We start from the raw sequence: 17,207 nt of genomic DNA, 5'->3' as shown, positions 1-17,207 counted from the left end.
TTTTTATATACTATATTAATATAAAATAAATTGCAATGGACTATTCAACTCTCATCAGCCCAGCGCTAGGCATCCTAGTAGGTCTCCTCATGGGCCTGACTGGAGCTGGGGGTGGAATTTTATCTGTACCGCTCTTAGTCTTCTTTCTTGGCTTACCAATCGCAGAGGCAGCTCCGATCGCACTTTGTGCCGTTGCCCTTGCCTCTAGCATTGGCGCCATTCTGAGCCTAAAAAATAAGACTTTGCGTTACAAGGCTGCTATTTTCATGGCGATTTTTGGCTTAATCCTATCTCCAGCAGGCCTCTGGCTTGCCCCCAAGATTCCGAATGCGCCTTTGCAAATCCTATTTAGCTTGATTCTTCTCTATGTAGCGGTGAGCTTATTAAAGCAAGCACGCAATGAAATTCGAGGTATTCCGGAGGAAAGCAGAAAACCTCCACCTTGTCTAGTGAGTCCCACCATTGGAAAGCTCCAGTGGACTCTGCCCTGTGCGCGCGCACTGATGTTTGCAGGTAGCCTTGCTGGCTTTTTGTCTGGCTTACTTGGTGTTGGTGGCGGCTTCATCATCATGCCAGCACTCAAGCGGTATACCGACCTACCAGTGAAATCCATTGTGGCCACCTCACTTGGGGTGCTCGCCATCATTACTGGTGGTGGCGCAATTTTCTCAGCAGCTAGTGGTAGCTTAAATATCATGGTTGCCGCACCTTTTGCGATTGCTGCCCTAGGTGGGCTGTTGATTGGATTGCTACTGGGTAAAAGATTGAGCGGGTCATATACCCAACTCATTTTCTCAATCTTTACCTTAGTCATTGCAATTAGCCTACTCGCTAAAGGTGTACTAACTTTGAATCCGTGAAACGTCCGCTACTTTCTCTTCTAATCATACTTTCTCTAGCGCTGCTGGGAGCCTCTCAAATGACTCTTAAACCCACTACTTTTTTCGCTAGCTCAGTGAGTGTCATTTCTGGAAATGTCAGCAATCTTCAGAATGGACTCTTAGAGTATGCGAACCCCGAAAAGCCTACTCACGATCACTCCTCCGTGTATTACCAGCGCTTTTATATTTCGACATTTAATTTGGATGACCGCACTATTGAAGCCAAGTTCTCTTCACCCATGGAAGTTGGCAATGGGGATGCTGTGACAGTCTCTGGCTACGCTAAAGACAATCGCTTTCAGGTGCTCGCATACACCAACAAAACCCAGCAAGTTAGCAAACATGAAAACTGGATTGTCTTAGGCCTGGGCGCCCTATTTTTCCTAGCTGTTGCACTCGGACTCCTCAACTCAGAATTAGTAGCAGAGGGCGCTTTAGTGCCGAAGCTATTTCTATGGGGATTTGTAGCTGTATCGTTTTATATGGGTTATCGCGCCCTACTGATTCGTGAAGCGATATCACTACTGCAAAACTAGTTCCGGAATTTGCCCAATAGTTCCATAATAGAAAAAGCCCTCTTTCGAGGGCTTTTGACAAAAAAATACCAAATTAGTGACTGCTAGCTCCGCCTAAGTAAGCCGCTTTCACAGCGGGATCATGCTTCAACTTGTCTGCGGGGCCATGGGTTGCAATCTTGCCATTCTCCAGCACATAACCGTAGTCAGCAACATTCAGTGCTGCGGCAGCAAATTGCTCCACCAACAACATCGTAACGCCTTGTGATTTGAGATTAGAAATAATCTTAAATACCTCTTCAACCAAAATTGGCGCCAAACCCATCGATGGTTCATCCAAAAGAATGATTTCTGGATTTAACATCACGGCGCGAGCCATTGCTAACATCTGTTGCTCACCACCCGATAATGTTCCAGCCAATTGGTTGCGACGCTCCTTCAGGCGTGGGAACATTTCTAAGGAGCGCTCTAAATCGTTCTTAATATCGCCTTTTGGACGGCTGCCTGTGAAGCGCGGAAATGCACCTAACAAGAGATTGTCATTTACCGACATCGTCGTAAATACACGACGACCTTCTGGACTGTGTGCCAAACCAAGACGGGCAATTTTATGAGAGTCGTAACCATCAATTTTTTCGCCGCCCAATGTCACTTCACCAGCCGTTGGCTTAATCATGCCAGTAATAGCACGCATAGTAGTTGTTTTACCAGCGCCGTTTGACCCGATTAATGTGATCACCTGTCCTTTAGGAACATCAATATTGATGCCGTGCAGAACTTTTACTTTGCCATAGCCTGCTTCAAGATTCTTAATAGATAACATGGTATTTACCGATTCAATATAGTTCTAGTGATTAAGTACCCAAGTAGGCATGAATCACCTTCTCGTCTGCCTGAACTTCAGCTGGTTTACCTTCTGCAATCTTCTGACCGAAGTCCAATACAGAAACGGTATCGCATACTGACATCACCACATCCATATGATGCTCAATTAGGATGAAGGTAATACCGCTATCGCGGATCTTGCGAATAATGCGCAAGAGTTCTTTGATATCTGGTGCCGTCAAACCAGCTGCGGGCTCATCCAATAGCAATAGCTCTGGATCTAAGGCCAAGGCGCGAGCAATCTCTAAGGAACGTTGTTTACCATATGGCAAGTTACGAGCCTCTTCATTTGCAAAATCTTCCAAGCCCACAAACTTCAACAAGGCCATTGCGCGAGCATATGCTTCTTGAGATTCCTTTGTATAGCGCGGTAAGTTCAGCGCAATCTCAAACATATTGGACTTAAAGGTGTGATGTAGGCCAACTAAAATATTTTGGATGGCAGTCATCTCGCCGAAAAGCTGAACGTTTTGGAAGGTACGAGCGATACCCGATAAGGCAATATCAGAGGAAGTGCGACCAACTACACTCTCGCCAGCGTACAACACATTACCAGCCGTAGGCTGATAGATACCAGTTAATACGTTCATCATCGTGCTCTTACCCGAGCCATTTGGTCCAATCAGGCCATGAATAGTTCCGCGCTTGATGCTGAGGTCAACATTATTCAAAGCTTTCAAGCCACCAAACTGCATTAGAACAGAGTCAACCTTGAGGAGCTCAGTGCCTGCATTTTGGTTATTGACTGCACTAATAAAGCTGACTGAATCATCGATCTCATCTGCTTTTTCACCCCGGGTAGTGACTGTTTTACCAGCGATGGATTGATAGAAGCTCTTGGCAAAACCAACGATACCGTTTTGCAGGTAGTACACCACCAACAAAATCATGAATCCGAAAATACTCAAACGCCAATCGGAAATTCTATCCAACCAGAATGAGAATGCCGCTAAACCAATTACCCCTGCCAAAGGCACCATCACGCGTTTTGGCGTAGTGACTTTCTTGGAGAGGGCCATAGCAGCTCCTACTGCAACTACAACTGCAATCGTCGTAGCAACAATACGGAATAAATTAATATCGTCCAAGAGTTTAGGCAATAGAACAATAATGGCCGCACCTAGTAATGCACCTAAACGCGATTTACGACCACCCATAATGACCGCTAACAAGAAAAGAACTGCTAGTTCATTGTTGTAGGTATTTGGAGAGATGTATTGCTCCGAGTAGGCATACAAACAACCTGCCAAACCAGCAAAGCCAGCACTAATAACAAACGCAATCACTTTGTAGCGATACACCGAAACACCCATACAGTCGCAAGCTACAGGGCTATCACGCAACGCCTCAAAAGCACGACCCATCTGGGATTTAACAAAACGATCTACCACCACCATGGCAATGATCAAAACAATACAGACTAACCAGAAAAACTGCGCCTTTGACATTGGGTCACCCATCAAGTCAGGTTTAGGAATTTTGATTCCTAGAGGGCCTTCTGTGAGCCATGTCATCTCATTAATTAAGATCTGGGTAATCGTTCCAAATGCCAAGGTCACCATCGCTAAATAAGGTCCGATGACTTTCAGCGCAGGAAGCGCTAGGATTCCACCAAAGATTGAGGTGACAACAATTGCCGCTGGCAGAGTAAGCCATATCGGTGCGCCGAAATGGAAAAACAATACGCCAGCGGTGTACGAGCCAATTCCGAACAAGGCAGCATGACCTAAAGAAACTTGGCCAACGTAACCCACCACAATATCTAAGCCATACAACAAAATGGTGTAAATCAGAATCGTTTCTACTAAGTGAATGTAGTAAGGATTACTGACAAAAAGAGGTAGGCTAAACAAGCCAGCAATTGCAATCAATAGGGGTAATAGAGACTTCGATTTCATTATTAAACTTTCTTAATTGCAGTTTTACCAAAGAGACCGGATGGCTTGAATGCCAGTACCAACAAGAGCAAGATCAAACCCGGTACATCTTTATAGCCAGTAGAAATATAGAAGCCAGTAGCAGTCTCAACAATTCCAAGAATCAAACCACCCACAATGATTCCCATACCGCTTGAGAGGCCGCCAATAATGGCTACTGCAAATGCCTTTAAACCCAAAGCGCCACCCATAGCGGCGCCAGTTAATGTCAATGGTGCAATCAACACACCAGCAAAAGCTGCTGTTAAGGAGGAGAGCGCATAAGAGAAGGTAATTACCATGCTGGTGTTAATACCCATCAAGCCAGCAGCATCACGGTCATTAGCTGTTGCAACAACCGCTTTACCGTAAATTGTTTTGCGATTAAAGAACTCAACAAGCAACATCATGACGAGTGCACCCACTACAACCAAAATTTCCATCGGCAAAATGTTTGCTCCAAGGAACTCCATTGGCTCCATCGGTAATGGTGATGGGAATGGCAATGCATCGCGCCCCCAAATATTCTCGGCAACGTTCTTGAAAATAATACCCAGAGCAATAGTGGACATAATCCAACCAAACTCAGACTTAATCTTGATAGCAGGTCGCACACCAATTAGCTCAACGAAGCCACCTTGCACCATTCCGAAAAGACAAACTATTGGAATCATTAACCAGTAGTTCATGCCAAACATGTCTACGCAGGTAAGGCCAACTAAGGCGCCTAACATTAAGGCCTCGCCTTGACCGAAATTCAAAGTGCCAGAAGTGGCAAAAGTCAGCTGAAAGCCGAAAGCGATGACCGCGTAGATCATGCCTACCGCTATACCGCTGGAGAGGATTTGTGCAAACATTTCCATGATGTAGACCTAAAAAATTCTAAAACTGTTGGGTGAACGATCCGCTATTGTAAGCAAAACGCCGCTTTGGGAGCGGCGTTTTGCTTGATCACATCTCTTTAAATGCTGCAGTGCGGAAAAATAACTTCCGGCACTGGCAATTAGGGAGAATTACCTCTTCTTAGGTGCCGCATCTTCTGCATTCAAGAACTCAACCTTACCGTTCTCAACAATACCCATAACCACGTCCTTAGCATCAATGGCCTCGTGGTCAGTTGCTGAGAATGGCTTGTTGTAAGTCATTACAACGCCCTCCAGAGGGGTTTTCAGATCTTGCAATGCTGCCAAGATTTTTGGTCCTTCTGTACCTTTAGCTTGCTTGATTGCCGCAGCCAAGAGGTATACAGAGTCATAGCCTTGAGCTGCAGACACTGGGGAAGCAATAATGCCATTCTTTGGCTTGAAATCCTTCAGGTATGCCTCTACGAAAGCTTTGCGCTTTGGTGTTGTTGGAGGATTCTGAATGAAGGTCTCTGGCATTGTTGCGCCATTACCATTCTTACCAGCAGTATCAATGAAGCTAGCCATAGACAATGTCCATGAACCGATCATTGGCTTCTTCCAACCCAACTTCGCCATACCGTTCGCAATTTGTGCCAACTCAGGTCCAATAGCGTAAGTCAAAATCACTTCTGCGCCCGCATTTTTTGCCTTTAGCAGCTGTGAAGTCATATCGACGTCACCAAGGTTGAACTTCTCTGTTGCTACTGGAGTAACGCCATATACCTTCAGCGCTTTCTCTAAGTCTTCGCGACCCAACTGACCGTAGTTAGTAGAGTCGGCCAAGATGGCTACTTTCTTCAAGCCACGCTTCTCAACCGCTTCTTTAGCGATCATTGGAGCTTGGATGTTATCAGCAGCAGAGGTACGGAATACATAGTTCTCAGCAGCATTCGGAAATTGCTTAGTAATCAAAGTACCAGTAGCAACGTTGTTAATCACTGGAATCTTTGCTTCTTGGAAAAAGCGCTGCGATGCCAAGGCCACACCAGTATTGATGTAACCCACAGTAGCAGCTACTTTCTCGTTATTGATCAATTCTTGGGCGATTTGTACACCCCGTTCGTTTTTAGCTTCGTCATCGCGCTCAACTAAAACGATCTTGTTGCCGTCAACACCACCAGCAGCATTAATTTCTTTTGCAGCTAAACGGACACCGTCACGCATGCTCACACCCATTGAAGCCGAGCCGCCAGTGAACGGGCCAATAACACCCACCTTGATATCGGCAGCGTAAGCACCGGTTGATAACATTGCAGCAGCAGCTACTGCAAAAATATGACGACGAATGTTCATAAAGTCTCCATGACTAAAAATGCTAATTAAATAAATTCTTTTTAAGTAATACCTCAAACGAATAGCAATCTTACAGTCAATGTAGGGGCAAAAAAAGAGCTTTGTATTAGGGTTTTACATTAGCCCCAAGAGATATAGGTCTTTTTAAAAAAACTGACGACTTTTCTCGCGTAATGTAGGCCAGAAAAGGTTGATGATTAGGCCCGTAATAACTAAGCCAGCGGCCATCATCTTCCAGATTGGCAAAGCTTCGTCCAAGAAGAATGTTGATGCGCCCATTCCAAAAATAGGCACTAGCAGGGGTGCGGGGGCCACCACAGCTGCCGGGTGCTTAGATAGGAGCCAAGCCCACGCGGCATATCCAAAGAGTGTATTAGCCCAGGATTGCCAGAGCACCCCCATCCAAGCCCCCATCTGGGCTGCCAGAGTGACTTCCCATAAATGACTAGGGCCACCCTCGAAGATCGCTGAACCAATTAGCAGGGGCGGAATGGAGAATGCACTTGCCCAAACCACATAGGCAAGCATATTAATAGCCCCCGCCCTCCGACTCACCGTATTGGCGATTCCCCATGAGAAACCGGCAAATACCACCAAAGCTAGACCCAAGAAAGTGGTTGTGGCATCTGTGTGCAGCGCAATAATAATTAAACCCATCATTGCAATAGCGACTGCTACCACCTGATACAGTCTCAGACCCTCTTTGGCGAAGAACATCGCAAAGCCAATCGTAAAAAATACTTGCGTCTGAACAACCAAAGAAGCTAGCCCAGGAGAAATGCGTCCATCAATTGCAAAGTACATCACTCCAAACTGCCCTACACCGGTTGCTAAGCCATACACCAGAAGATTGCGCCAGGAGACTTTAGGTCTAGGCAAAAAAAAGACTACCGGTAATAAGACAAAAATGTAGCGCAGTGCAGCAAATAAAAATGGCGGAAAACTATCGAGAGAAATCTTGATTACTACAAAGTTAGTTCCCCATACCGCAACGATGGCGAGGGCCAAGAGCAAATGACTTGCAGGAAGTCCAGGATCTAACTTTGCGCTAGCTGGTGTTATTGGACTACTCACCAGCAAGCAATTCAGTGGCGCGTTGCGCAATCATCATAGTAGGTGCCGCCGTGTTTCCAGAAGTAATCGTAGGCATTGCAGAAGCATCAACTACTCTGAGGTGATTAATGCCTCTGACACGCAACTCAGAATCCAGAACGGCCATCGGATCATCATCGCGCCCCATCTTGCAGGTGCCTACAGGATGGAAAATCGTTGTGCCGATGTCACCAGCTGCCTTGATTAATTCATCATCAGTTTGATATTGCTTACCCGGCTTGTATTCATCTGGCGTATAAGGTTTGAGTGCAGGGCTCTCCACAATCTTTCTGGTTAGGCGCAAAGAGTCTGCCGCCACTTTACGATCTTCATCAGTAGATAAGTAATTTGGCGCAATCACTGGGGGCGCCTCTGGATCGAGTGAGCTGATATGCACGCTACCGCGAGATGTTGGGCGCAAGTTACAAACGCTGGCGGTAATTGCATTAAAAGAATGCAAGTCCTCACCAAACTTTTCTAGTGATAAAGGTTGAACGTGGTATTCCAAATTTGCTGAAGGCTGATCGGGCGAGCTGTATGCAAAAGCACCTAGCTGTGAAGGGGCCATTGACATTGGTCCAGAGCGCTTGAGTACATACTCTATCCCAATCATCAGCTTGCCTAGCAATGAGTTTGCTTTGGTATTGAGGGTCTTGATGCCATTGACTTTATAAATCATGCGCAATTGCAAATGGTCCTGTAAGTTTTCGCCTACCCCTGGCAAATCTGTAATGACCGGAATGCCAAGCTTATTGAGATGCGCTGCCGATCCAACACCTGAACGCTCTAAGACCTGAACACTACCAATAGCACCTGCACTCAAAATCACTTCACCCTGATTCGCGATATTACAAAGAACATCAGTTATCTTGCCATCTTTGATATATTGCACGCCGTAACAATTTTTAGAGCTTGGGTCGATCAATAATGTATTGACCATTGCCTCGGTAATCACCGTGAGATTAGGTCGCTTAGCAGCGTCCCGCAAAAAAGCTTTAGCGGTATTTAAGCGCCAGCCTTTACGCTGACTAACATCAAAGTAACCAACACCAAAATTATCACCTTGATTGAAGTCATCCGATGCCGGAATGCCCGCCTCTACAGCAGCCTCTCGAAAGACATCCATGATGGGCCAACGCAAACGCTGTTTCGATACGGTCCACTCACCACCCTTACCGTGCCACTGGCTAGCTGCACCGTAATAGTCCTCAAATGATTTGTAGCGACGCAATGCGTTTTCCCATGACCAGGATGCGTCGCCTGTTGCCTTAACCCAAGAGTCATAGTCGCCGGTTTGGCCGCGCATATAAATCATGCCGTTAATAGAGGAGCAACCACCCAAAACTCGACCACGCGGATATAGCAGTGAACGTCCGTTTAAACCTTTTTCAACAGCAGTCTTAAAACGCCAATCTGCCCTAGGGTTATCAATGCAATACAAATAGCCAACCGGCACATGGATCCAGATGTAGTTATCGTTCTTGCCAGCCTCAATCAAGAGAACCCGTTTAGAGGAATTCTCGGTCAAGCGCTTAGCCAACATACAACCTGCGCTACCAGCGCCGATGATGATGAAGTCATAGGTGTTTTGAGGAGAGGCTTGAGTCATACCTCTATTTTTACAGACATATGGAGCTTTGGTCTCATTATTCACCATCCCAGCGAATCAAGTAATTCTTGTTACTTTTGTTGATTTGATATAGAATCACAAATGATCTAATATTAGGTCATGAGAACTACCTTTAAAAAAGCTTTTGTACAGTTTGTAAAAAAGGCCTCCACACCTCTGCAGTTAGCAATTGAAATCAGGGTCGCTGAAGTTTGTGATAACCCTAGGATAGGTCAAAAAAAGGCGGGAGATCTTCAGGGAGTATTCGTTTATAAATTTCGCTTTAATACACAAGAATATTTGATGGCCTATCAATTTGATTATCTTGCCGGTGTAATAGAAATAACCTGGATTGAATTTTGCCAAATCGGACCTCATGAAAATTTTTATACTCAGTTAAAAAAATCTATTCGATTCAAATGACAACTTCAATCTATTTCAATAAAGAAAGTAAGGTCTATATATGACTCAATGCATGACCGCAGAGGATCTTTTTGCTCATGTGCAAAAAATGTCATCAAAAGAACGTATTAAATTTTTCTCTTTAATCGCAATAAATGCCTTCCAAGAGACCGACTATACGCATGAGCAAGTATTTGGACACCTAAGAAATGCTAGCTTTTCAGCAGAAGAGGCTGCAGAATTTTTAGAGGTCTCGCTCACCACCTTTCGAAGATATGTACAGGCCGGCAGATTAAAACCTACATCAATCATTGGAAGAAACCAGTTATTTTCTAGCGCCGATCTGAAATTACTAAAACAGAAGATTAATAAAGAATAGCTAAACCCGAATACCCGTCTAAAATAAGCTCATGCATGTCAACGAAAAGAACCGCACGCCCAAGAAAGTTGATCTTGATGAGGGGCCAAGCAAATCTGAGCTAAAACGCCAGATGACTGAACGCCAAAAATTGGCAGAGGTTCTGGCAGCACTCAGCAGCGATGCTTTAAAGACCATTCCCATGGATGAGGCTATCAAGGCTGCAATTGCAGAAACCAATAAGATCAAAAGTTTTGAGGCGATTCGTCGCCATAAACAGTATCTTGGCAAACTCATGCGCTTTTTGAATGAAGAAGAGCTTGATGCTATTCAGAAGCGCCTAGATGCCATTCAAGGTATCAGCAAAGCAGAGACTGCAAAGCTTCACCATCTAGAGTCTTATCGCGATCGGCTGATTGCAAATGATGAAACATTTACCAAGATGATTGAGCAATATCCCGATATGGATATTCAGAATATGCGCACACTCATTCGCAATGCGCGCAAAGAAAAAGAAATGAATAAACCCCCTAAGGCTTATCGAGAAATTTTCCGCGTATTAAAAGATATGGGAATCTAGCCCCTTAATTACCAAGAATCAGGCTTTTGAATTTTTGAGCCCGGAATCTTGGATGGAAGCTGCGCAGCGCTAACATGTGAAATGCTAAGAATCTTTCTCCAATCAGAGTGCTTTATCAGATCACCCGAAATATGTCGATGATTTTTACTTTGAATTGGCGCTACCACACCAATGCGCAAGTGGGGTTGATGCCTCTTCACGGCTGCTAAAGCACCTTCAAGATCAGAGTCATTGCTACAAACCACTGCCTGCTCATATAGACCTGTCCAAGCACCGGTAATCAAATCTGATGCCAAATTAACATCTGTCTTTTTTTCATTAAAGTCATAAACCTGAACTATTGTCAATTCAGGAGCTTCAATAATCGGCCTTACCAACCTTTGGTAGGGTGTTGTTGCCAAAATTTTTCCCTGAATTATTTCCAAAGAATTGGGATACATTTTTCTTAAGGCCTGAAGGTATAGTCGTTGTCGCTGGGTTGACATTGGGTCATCCGACATCCTTCCTAGAACAGGCGCTGTGTAATAGCGCACTTGAGTTAATTCCGCATTTTTATCTAAGATATTCTCAGAAAATAGCCTAACAATATCTAGCCACTTCATTTTTGAATTTCTTAGCAAGCCATAGTAGAGGTTATATCCATCAATATAAATAGTAGTTTTGATATTTTTCCCATTCCAGAAAAGACAAAACCACCCGAAGGTGGTCTGTCGCCCAAAAAGCAATCGGATGTACCGATCGGTTAATGGGAGAGTCGTGTCTGAATTATACGCCTTTTGAAGACTTTTAAATTCACCTAAACATTAAATGGCTTTAAAGTCTGAAATATAAAACAATCTTCTAAAGCTTTAACTTAGCTGAGGGAACCTCTACCCAGCGATACAGGTAGTTCGCAGCAACGGTACTACACACTACAACCCCCAACATCAAGCCAATTGCAATCAAACCACTCTCATGAGTATGTATCCCTAGAGCGATATACAAAGTATTGGCTAGCAAGATAAATGCGAAGTGGATTAAAAAAGCACAGTAAGAGCGGGGACTAGCCCAAGCAATCCATCGCAATAGGCATGCTGCTACTTTTGAGCTTGCAGGCCCCAAACTTGGATAACTCGCATTACCCCATACTAATAAAAGTAAAGCTACAAACCAGGCCAAGAAATTACGAAGCCAAACTTGATGCAAGGTGGAGATCGCAATGATCACGCCAATAGCGATGAGTGCAAACTTAGCTAAATTTTGGATCTTCTGATCAGCAAAATTTTTCGCAAGATAGGCCAGCACTCCAAGACTATATGAGCCAATAAAGTAAATAAAGTAGGCCTCGTATTGACTAGAACGATTGAAGTACAACAATGAGCTCACCGCAAGGATGCCAATAAACCAAATGAAGGCTTGATAGGAGGAAAAGGTAATGAGCAACACACCCAATATTGAATACAGTTGCCAATCAATCGCCACATACCAAGCACCAGCAGAAATAGAGTCAAGCCCCAAAATGCCTTGCAAGAAAAATAAATGCGCCAAGAACTGACTGGGGGTCTCTTGTTCGCCCACAAACTCATCATTCACCCAAAAGCGAGCTATGTAAGCGCAGGCAATGGTGAACAGTAAAGCGGCAATATATGGCGCAAATAATCTGAAATAACGATTGATGATGACTCGCAGTAAAGCATGGGCACTAAATTTTTCATTTGCGAATTTGGTGAGTGACTGCGCCGCCAAATAACCCGCCATTACTAAGAATATTTGAACGGCATAACGACCATATTCAAATAACCAGGCCATTAAGCCAGGCAATACAGAGCGAGCATCTACCGCTATCTGACCATAGTTAGATAAGTGATGCAGAATAATGAGAAGCGCCGCAAAGACCTTGAGCAGATCAATTAAAAAAAGTGCTTGGACTTGTCTCACAAGGGTACTTATTTGGCTTTTGTCTTACCCATTAAGGATGAGAGCAAAGGGTTGGAGTTGGCCAACTCCTTTTTGGTCTTAGCTACCTCGTCTGCAGCGCCAGGCTTTGGTGTCTTGGCAGCATTTTTCATACGCTGCGCAGTGGTCAACGCCAAGTTCTTGTAAAGATCGGTTTTTTTCATGGTCATCGGAATTAAGCCCCCAAATAGATCTTAGGATGACTTAGTCAATGACCGTGCGGCCAAACCCAAGAACAGCAATGACCAACCTTGCAAAAGTAATTCAATTGCAATCAGCAAACCAGGCAACCACAAGCTACTTTCAGGATAGCCACTCATGATGAGCACACCCATCAAAATTGAAATCGCAGATGACAGCACCAACCAGAACCATTCTTGGAAATGACGGTGCTGAAATGCAGAGATCAGGCGCAAAAAGCCAGTTACAAAAAAGATGGCGGCAAGCCAAAGCGTAATTGCTTCGAGGGCGGGAATAGGAAAGGCCCAGGTATAAATGCCAGCTGCAATATATAAGATAGCCAGAATGATTTGAATGCCAACACTCTTCCAGCCAGATGATTTGAGGGCATGGGCAAACTGCAAAGCACCGCCAAAGATTAAAAATGCGCCCAATACGTTAATCGTGACAAATGAAAACAGAGTTTGCCCGGCAATACCAATCATTCCCAAGACAATAAAAAGAATGCCCATACCAATTAACGCACCTGGAATCTTGGCAGCAGCACCAAGTGCAGCAGTTCGGATTTCTTTAATTTGATCAAGAGATAAATCGGACATTTTTGGCTTTCGAAGATATTTAATGCAATAAAGACTCTACTGTATCAATAAACTCAGGGTTTTAGAGCATAAATAGAGTCTATTCACAGCCTTGTTGAGATTCACTGCCATTAAAAACAGGTATCCTTACTTCTTTTATCAAGCTAGGTCACTAGCTCAGCACGTAAGAAAGTATTGAATTTAAATGGATACCACTCTGACCGTTGTTTTTGGCATAGTCGCCATGTTGTTACCCTTAGTTGTCGGTCGCCTCGTATGGAAGCGCTTTGACAAATACTTTGGTCGTAATGATGAAGCTTACATGGATACCTTAGAGTATTTCCTGAAGAAACTAGGGTTCACTATGTTGATTGCCTTTATTCTTTTATGGATCGGTATTAGCCTAGTATTTAGTGGTAGCCCGAATTACTAAAACACCCTATCTAGATGAACGATCAACTTCTCACCATTCTCAAAAAAGCAAAGTTAAATTTTGCAGTTCTTGCCAGCATCCTAGTGCTTGCTGTTGTTGGCAAGATCACTAACCCTGAATTTACCAATGGCATTTTCCTAATCGCCGATCAATTGGTTTCTGAACTGATCCTGCTATTTGTAGCCATTACCCTAGGTGCATTTATTCCGAATTTCAAACTAGTGGTTTTTGGGGCCATTGCCGCCTTTATTGCCGGTGCCATTGCAATTCAAGCGGGTATTTTTAACTACCTTAGTCTCGACTACCTTTTTGCTATCCTGATAGTGGTACTAGGCTTTGCCTCGATTGCCAATCTATATAGGCACTATCGAGAATTTAGTTTTTGAGCACTCTTGTTCATCAAGAGATCAGTGAAAAAGCCCCAATCAGTTGGGGCTTTTTCATACTAAATACTGCAGTAGTTTATTTATCTAGAGCACCATAGATGAGGGCGTTTAGCTTCTCGCGATGGATCTTACGAATATCGCCTGGAGCTACACCCATCATTACCACTACCATCTGCTCCTTAGGATCGACAAAGAAAATAGTTCCATAGGCCCCATTCCAAGAGTAGTCTCCGACGTTGCCATTGTTAGCGGCTAAGCCACGTTCCGTTCTGACCGCTACACCTAAGCCAAAGCCATAACCAACGCGTGCAGGCTCAGTAGCGCTGACATTGTTTTTAATGTCTTTATTCAAGTGATTGGCCGTCATGAAGGCAACTGTTTGCGGGCCTAGAACACGCTTACCATCAATGCTTCCGCCGTTTAATAGCATTTGTCCAAAACGGATGTAATCACTTGCAGTGGAATAGGCACAAGAACCGCCACAATCAAACTTCACCTGCTTGGAATGAACAGCTATTTTCTGGGGCTTACTGGATATGGGATCAATTGGCAGTGGCTGCGCTAAGCGAGCACGATCCTTGTCTGCGAGCTGAAAGCTTGTGCTGGGCATCCCCACTTTGCTCCAAACCCGCTCCTGCAGTACACCGCCAAGAGTTTTACCTGAAATTTTCTCTGTAATAATGCCGAGCACATCAATACCAAAACCATAGTCCCAAGCAGTGCCTGGCTCATATAGCAGTGGAGCCGCAGCCAACTTGTCGATAAATTCATCGGCTGAAAAATTGATTGCAGCTACAGCAGATCCAGCCGGATAAAACTGATGAATTGGTGTAGCACCACGACCACCATATGTCAGGCCATTGGTATGTCGCATGAGATCTTGCACAGTAATAGGATTTTTTGCTGGGATCGTAGTCAACTTGCCATCGGCATCCACTTGACCTAGCTTCATACTTTTGAACTGCGGCAACCAATCGGAGATCGGTGCATTAAGAGGTAATTTACCCTCCTCATAAAACGTTAACGCACCTACTGTTGCCATCACCTTAGTCATCGATGCTAAGTTGAAAATCGCATCGGTTGTCATTGGCTTTTGGGATTCTTTATCAAGATAGCCATAAGGCTTAAACACACTTAATTTGCCATTCTTAGAAATTGCTAAAACCGCGCCAGGCATTTGATTGCTTGCAATCTGATCAGCAAAGAAAGCGTCAATGCGCTGCAGACCCTCCTTAGAGAATCCCTGCCCAGGATTACTGGCTAAAGGCAGTGGTGGCTTGCCCGTTTGGGCAGAAGCAAGGGTGACACCTGCTAGCAAACTCGCCATGATGCTAGCGGTGAGCAATTTCTTCATATTGTCTCCAGTTGAATTGATTTATTAACTTTATTGCTACCCAAATCATCTTAAGCCCTCAAATTGCCTTGGAGCGCCTACAAGGGCCTAGGACTTACCCCTGACTTATATATCTTTTTAGTTATATAGAATCAATATTTAATTATTTGTAGAAATAACAAAGCCCTCCGACAATACGGCTCTATGTATAAATATGACCATATTGACCAAACCCTGATAGATCAGCGGGTAATCCAATTTCGAGATCAGGTAGAGCGGCGCCTCAAGGGCACATTGGCCGAAGAAGAGTTTCGTCCGCTGCGGCTACAGAATGGCCTCTACCATCAGCGCCATGCTTACATGTTGCGGGTTGCCATCCCTTATGGATTATTAAGTGCCAAGCAGCTTCGCACTTTAGCCCTTATCGCCGATAAATATGATCGTGCTTATGGACATTTCACTACCCGACAAAATATTCAATTTAACTGGGTAGAGCTAGAGCAAACCCCAGACATCTTGGCTGAATTAGCCAAAGTACAGATGCATGCCATTCAAACTTCAGGCAACTGTATTCGTAACATCACAAGTGATGCCTTTGCCGGTGTTGCCGCGGATGAATACATTGACCCCCGCCCAATTTGTGAGTTACTACGCCAATGGTCAAGCTTACATCCCGAGTTTGCACACCTGCCACGTAAATTTAAGTTTGCTATTAATGGTGCAAAAGAAGATCGCACTGTCTTACTTTGTCATGATGTCGGCATTGAGCTCAAGAAAAATCCTGCCGGAGAACTACTTGCGGACATTTATGCAGGAGGCGGCATGGGCCGCACACCGATCCTGGGCTCTTTAATTAAAAAAGATTTGTCTTGGCAAGTGCTCCCAAGCTACTTAACCGCCCTCTTACGGGTATATAACCGCTTTGGTCGCCGAGATAGTCTTTATAAGGCCCGTATCAAAATTTTAGTGAAGGCTTTAGGTCCACAAGAGTTTGCTCGCCAAGTTGAAAGTGAGTGGCTACATGTGCACAACTCAGAAAAAAATAGCGATGACAATTTCAGTCAAGCTGAATGGGAACGCGTTGCTAAACACTTTACTAGGCCCACTTACCAAAAGCGCAATACCTTGAGTCATGAGGCTATTCTTGCGACATCACCTGAGACGGAAAGAGCTGCTTTTGCTCGTTGGCTAGAGCGTAATGTCAAAGCCCATCAAATACCTGGCTATGCATCTGTTATTTTGTCACTCAAGCCGCATGGCACCGTTGCTCCAGGTGATGCCACTAGCACTCAGATGAATGCGATTGCCGACCTAGCTGATCAATATAGCTTTGGTGAATTACGCGTCACACATGAACAAAATTTAGTACTAGCCGATGTTGAGCAATCCAAATTATTTGAGCTGTGGCAAGAGGCTAAGAAGCAATTTGTAGCACTCCCCAATATTGGCTTATTGACCGATATTATTGCTTGCCCAGGTGGTGACTTCTGCTCACTAGCCAATGCAAAATCTTTACCAATCGCTAAAGCCATTCAAGAACGGTTTGATGATCTTGATTACTTATTTGATTTAGGTGATATCACTCTGAATATTTCAGGTTGCATTAATTCTTGTGGTCATCATCACGTTGGCAATATTGGCGTATTGGGCGTTGATAAAGATGGTGAGGAGTGGTATCAGATTACCTTAGGTGGAGAGCAAGGCAATAATGCCTCGATTGGCAAAGTCATCGGCCCCTCTTTCTACGCGAATGAAATCCCTGATGTCATGACTAGTCTCATTAACACCTATGTTGAGCAACGCACGCCTGGTGAGCTATTTATCGATGCTTACCGTCGCCTCGGTGTCAATCCTTTTAAAGAAGCTGCCTATAGAAATAATGGCAAGCAGTCCAAAGAGTCCGGCAAGAGCCTGATAGCTGCATGA

General features: G+C 44.4%; 19 protein-coding genes. 8 read left to right on the top strand and 11 right to left on the bottom strand.

The window, feature by feature from the left end:
* The first annotated feature begins 35 nt into the window (after positions 1-35).
* Both ICN43_RS03150 and ICN43_RS03145 read left to right on the top strand, forming a co-directional pair.
* On the top strand, positions 36-860 hold the full coding sequence (locus tag ICN43_RS03150) for a sulfite exporter TauE/SafE family protein (protein WP_216197156.1): 825 nt from the start codon (positions 36-38) through the stop codon (positions 858-860).
* A gap of 59 nt (positions 861-919) precedes the next feature.
* Positions 920-1,417: a hypothetical protein gene (locus tag ICN43_RS03145; protein WP_216197155.1), complete on the top strand. Its 498-nt coding sequence runs from the start codon at positions 920-922 to the stop codon at positions 1,415-1,417.
* Between the two features lie 73 nt (positions 1,418-1,490).
* Here the strand turns inward: ICN43_RS03145 and ICN43_RS03140 are convergent, their stop codons facing one another.
* From ICN43_RS03140 to ICN43_RS03115, 6 genes are all read right to left on the bottom strand, one after another.
* Positions 1,491-2,219 carry an ABC transporter ATP-binding protein gene (locus tag ICN43_RS03140; RefSeq protein ID WP_216197154.1) on the bottom strand — a complete coding sequence of 243 codons (729 nt, stop codon included), beginning with the start codon at positions 2,217-2,219 and terminating at the stop codon, positions 1,491-1,493.
* A 31-nt stretch (positions 2,220-2,250) separates the two neighbouring features.
* Positions 2,251-4,179 (bottom strand): ATP-binding cassette domain-containing protein, encoded by a 1,929-nt coding sequence (locus ICN43_RS03135; protein WP_216197153.1) that lies wholly within the window; start codon positions 4,177-4,179, stop codon positions 2,251-2,253.
* 2 nt (positions 4,180-4,181) lie between these two features.
* Positions 4,182-5,060 carry a branched-chain amino acid ABC transporter permease gene (locus ICN43_RS03130; RefSeq protein WP_216197152.1) on the bottom strand — a complete coding sequence of 293 codons (879 nt, stop codon included), beginning with the start codon at positions 5,058-5,060 and terminating at the stop codon, positions 4,182-4,184.
* Positions 5,061-5,210: 150 nt separating this feature from the next.
* Positions 5,211-6,395: an ABC transporter substrate-binding protein gene (locus tag ICN43_RS03125; RefSeq protein WP_216197151.1), complete on the bottom strand. Its 1,185-nt coding sequence runs from the start codon at positions 6,393-6,395 to the stop codon at positions 5,211-5,213.
* Positions 6,396-6,539: 144 nt separating this feature from the next.
* On the bottom strand, positions 6,540-7,469 hold the full coding sequence (locus ICN43_RS03120) for an EamA family transporter (protein ID WP_370623146.1): 930 nt from the start codon (positions 7,467-7,469) through the stop codon (positions 6,540-6,542).
* Complete coding sequence (locus ICN43_RS03115) at positions 7,462-9,096, bottom strand: GMC family oxidoreductase (protein WP_216197150.1); 1,635 nt, start codon at positions 9,094-9,096, stop codon at positions 7,462-7,464. The genes ICN43_RS03120 and ICN43_RS03115 overlap by 8 nt, the downstream gene beginning before the upstream one ends.
* A 120-nt stretch (positions 9,097-9,216) precedes the next feature.
* Here ICN43_RS03115 and ICN43_RS03110 point away from each other — a divergent pair, with 120 nt between their 5' ends.
* From ICN43_RS03110 to yjgA, 3 genes are read left to right on the top strand one after another with little or no spacing between them, the layout of a single operon-like run.
* Positions 9,217-9,519 carry a type II toxin-antitoxin system RelE/ParE family toxin gene (locus ICN43_RS03110; RefSeq protein WP_216197149.1) on the top strand — a complete coding sequence of 101 codons (303 nt, stop codon included), beginning with the start codon at positions 9,217-9,219 and terminating at the stop codon, positions 9,517-9,519.
* 40 nt (positions 9,520-9,559) lie between these two features.
* Positions 9,560-9,877: a helix-turn-helix domain-containing protein gene (locus ICN43_RS03105; RefSeq protein WP_216197148.1), complete on the top strand. Its 318-nt coding sequence runs from the start codon at positions 9,560-9,562 to the stop codon at positions 9,875-9,877.
* A gap of 31 nt (positions 9,878-9,908) precedes the next feature.
* The gene (yjgA, locus tag ICN43_RS03100) at positions 9,909-10,436 is read left to right on the top strand and encodes a ribosome biogenesis factor YjgA (protein ID WP_216197147.1); all 528 of its coding nucleotides are present in this window, start codon (positions 9,909-9,911) and stop codon (positions 10,434-10,436) included.
* A gap of 8 nt (positions 10,437-10,444) precedes the next feature.
* On the opposite strand, the gene ICN43_RS03095 is transcribed toward yjgA, so the two are convergent.
* From ICN43_RS03095 to ICN43_RS03080, 4 genes are all read right to left on the bottom strand, one after another.
* The gene (locus ICN43_RS03095; RefSeq protein WP_216197146.1) at positions 10,445-11,161 is read right to left on the bottom strand and encodes an NYN domain-containing protein; all 717 of its coding nucleotides are present in this window, start codon (positions 11,159-11,161) and stop codon (positions 10,445-10,447) included.
* 115 nt (positions 11,162-11,276) lie between these two features.
* Complete coding sequence (locus ICN43_RS03090) at positions 11,277-12,353, bottom strand: acyltransferase family protein (protein WP_216197145.1); 1,077 nt, start codon at positions 12,351-12,353, stop codon at positions 11,277-11,279.
* An 8-nt stretch (positions 12,354-12,361) separates the two neighbouring features.
* Positions 12,362-12,541, bottom strand: coding sequence for a hypothetical protein (locus ICN43_RS03085; RefSeq protein WP_216197144.1), 180 nt, complete (start codon positions 12,539-12,541; stop codon positions 12,362-12,364).
* Positions 12,542-12,565: 24 nt separating this feature from the next.
* A complete protein-coding gene (locus ICN43_RS03080) occupies positions 12,566-13,150 on the bottom strand; it encodes an HdeD family acid-resistance protein (RefSeq protein ID WP_216197143.1) in 585 nt (194 codons plus the stop codon).
* Between the two features lie 184 nt (positions 13,151-13,334).
* Here ICN43_RS03080 and ICN43_RS03075 point away from each other — a divergent pair, with 184 nt between their 5' ends.
* Together ICN43_RS03075 and ICN43_RS03070 are read left to right on the top strand one after the other, a co-directional pair.
* Positions 13,335-13,562 (top strand): hypothetical protein, encoded by a 228-nt coding sequence (locus ICN43_RS03075; protein ID WP_216197142.1) that lies wholly within the window; start codon positions 13,335-13,337, stop codon positions 13,560-13,562.
* A 14-nt stretch (positions 13,563-13,576) separates the two neighbouring features.
* Positions 13,577-13,948, top strand: coding sequence for a hypothetical protein (locus ICN43_RS03070; protein WP_216197141.1), 372 nt, complete (start codon positions 13,577-13,579; stop codon positions 13,946-13,948).
* Between the two features lie 76 nt (positions 13,949-14,024).
* Here the strand turns inward: ICN43_RS03070 and ICN43_RS03065 are convergent, their stop codons facing one another.
* The gene (locus ICN43_RS03065) at positions 14,025-15,302 is read right to left on the bottom strand and encodes a serine hydrolase (protein WP_216197140.1); all 1,278 of its coding nucleotides are present in this window, start codon (positions 15,300-15,302) and stop codon (positions 14,025-14,027) included.
* Between the two features lie 183 nt (positions 15,303-15,485).
* Here ICN43_RS03065 and ICN43_RS03060 point away from each other — a divergent pair, with 183 nt between their 5' ends.
* Positions 15,486-17,207, top strand: coding sequence for a nitrite/sulfite reductase (locus ICN43_RS03060; RefSeq protein WP_216197139.1), 1,722 nt, complete (start codon positions 15,486-15,488; stop codon positions 17,205-17,207).

The sequence above is a fragment of the Polynucleobacter sp. UK-Mo-2m-Kol15 genome (genome assembly GCF_018881505.1).
Lineage (GTDB): Bacteria > Pseudomonadota > Gammaproteobacteria > Burkholderiales > Burkholderiaceae > Polynucleobacter.
The sequence above is the reverse complement of the archived record's forward strand: the minus strand, read 5'-3'. Positions and strand labels throughout refer to the sequence as shown.

Coding starts and splice junctions, on each gene's coding strand:
- ICN43_RS03110 (WP_216197149.1), top strand. CDS start 9,217: ATGAGAACTACCTTTAAAAAAGCTTTTGTACAGTTTGTAAAAAAGGCC.
- ICN43_RS03085 (WP_216197144.1), bottom strand. CDS start 12,541: ATGACCATGAAAAAAACCGATCTTTACAAGAACTTGGCGTTGACCACT.
- ICN43_RS03130 (WP_216197152.1), bottom strand. CDS start 5,060: ATGGAAATGTTTGCACAAATCCTCTCCAGCGGTATAGCGGTAGGCATG.
- ICN43_RS03125 (WP_216197151.1), bottom strand. CDS start 6,395: ATGAACATTCGTCGTCATATTTTTGCAGTAGCTGCTGCTGCAATGTTA.
- ICN43_RS03115 (WP_216197150.1), bottom strand. CDS start 9,096: ATGACTCAAGCCTCTCCTCAAAACACCTATGACTTCATCATCATCGGC.
- ICN43_RS03080 (WP_216197143.1), bottom strand. CDS start 13,150: ATGTCCGATTTATCTCTTGATCAAATTAAAGAAATCCGAACTGCTGCA.
- ICN43_RS03145 (WP_216197155.1), top strand. CDS start 920: ATGACTCTTAAACCCACTACTTTTTTCGCTAGCTCAGTGAGTGTCATT.
- ICN43_RS03060 (WP_216197139.1), top strand. CDS start 15,486: ATGTATAAATATGACCATATTGACCAAACCCTGATAGATCAGCGGGTA.
- ICN43_RS03065 (WP_216197140.1), bottom strand. CDS start 15,302: ATGAAGAAATTGCTCACCGCTAGCATCATGGCGAGTTTGCTAGCAGGT.
- ICN43_RS03135 (WP_216197153.1), bottom strand. CDS start 4,179: ATGAAATCGAAGTCTCTATTACCCCTATTGATTGCAATTGCTGGCTTG.
- ICN43_RS03140 (WP_216197154.1), bottom strand. CDS start 2,219: ATGTTATCTATTAAGAATCTTGAAGCAGGCTATGGCAAAGTAAAAGTT.
- ICN43_RS03070 (WP_216197141.1), top strand. CDS start 13,577: ATGAACGATCAACTTCTCACCATTCTCAAAAAAGCAAAGTTAAATTTT.
- ICN43_RS03075 (WP_216197142.1), top strand. CDS start 13,335: ATGGATACCACTCTGACCGTTGTTTTTGGCATAGTCGCCATGTTGTTA.
- yjgA (WP_216197147.1), top strand. CDS start 9,909: ATGCATGTCAACGAAAAGAACCGCACGCCCAAGAAAGTTGATCTTGAT.
- ICN43_RS03105 (WP_216197148.1), top strand. CDS start 9,560: ATGACTCAATGCATGACCGCAGAGGATCTTTTTGCTCATGTGCAAAAA.
- ICN43_RS03150 (WP_216197156.1), top strand. CDS start 36: ATGGACTATTCAACTCTCATCAGCCCAGCGCTAGGCATCCTAGTAGGT.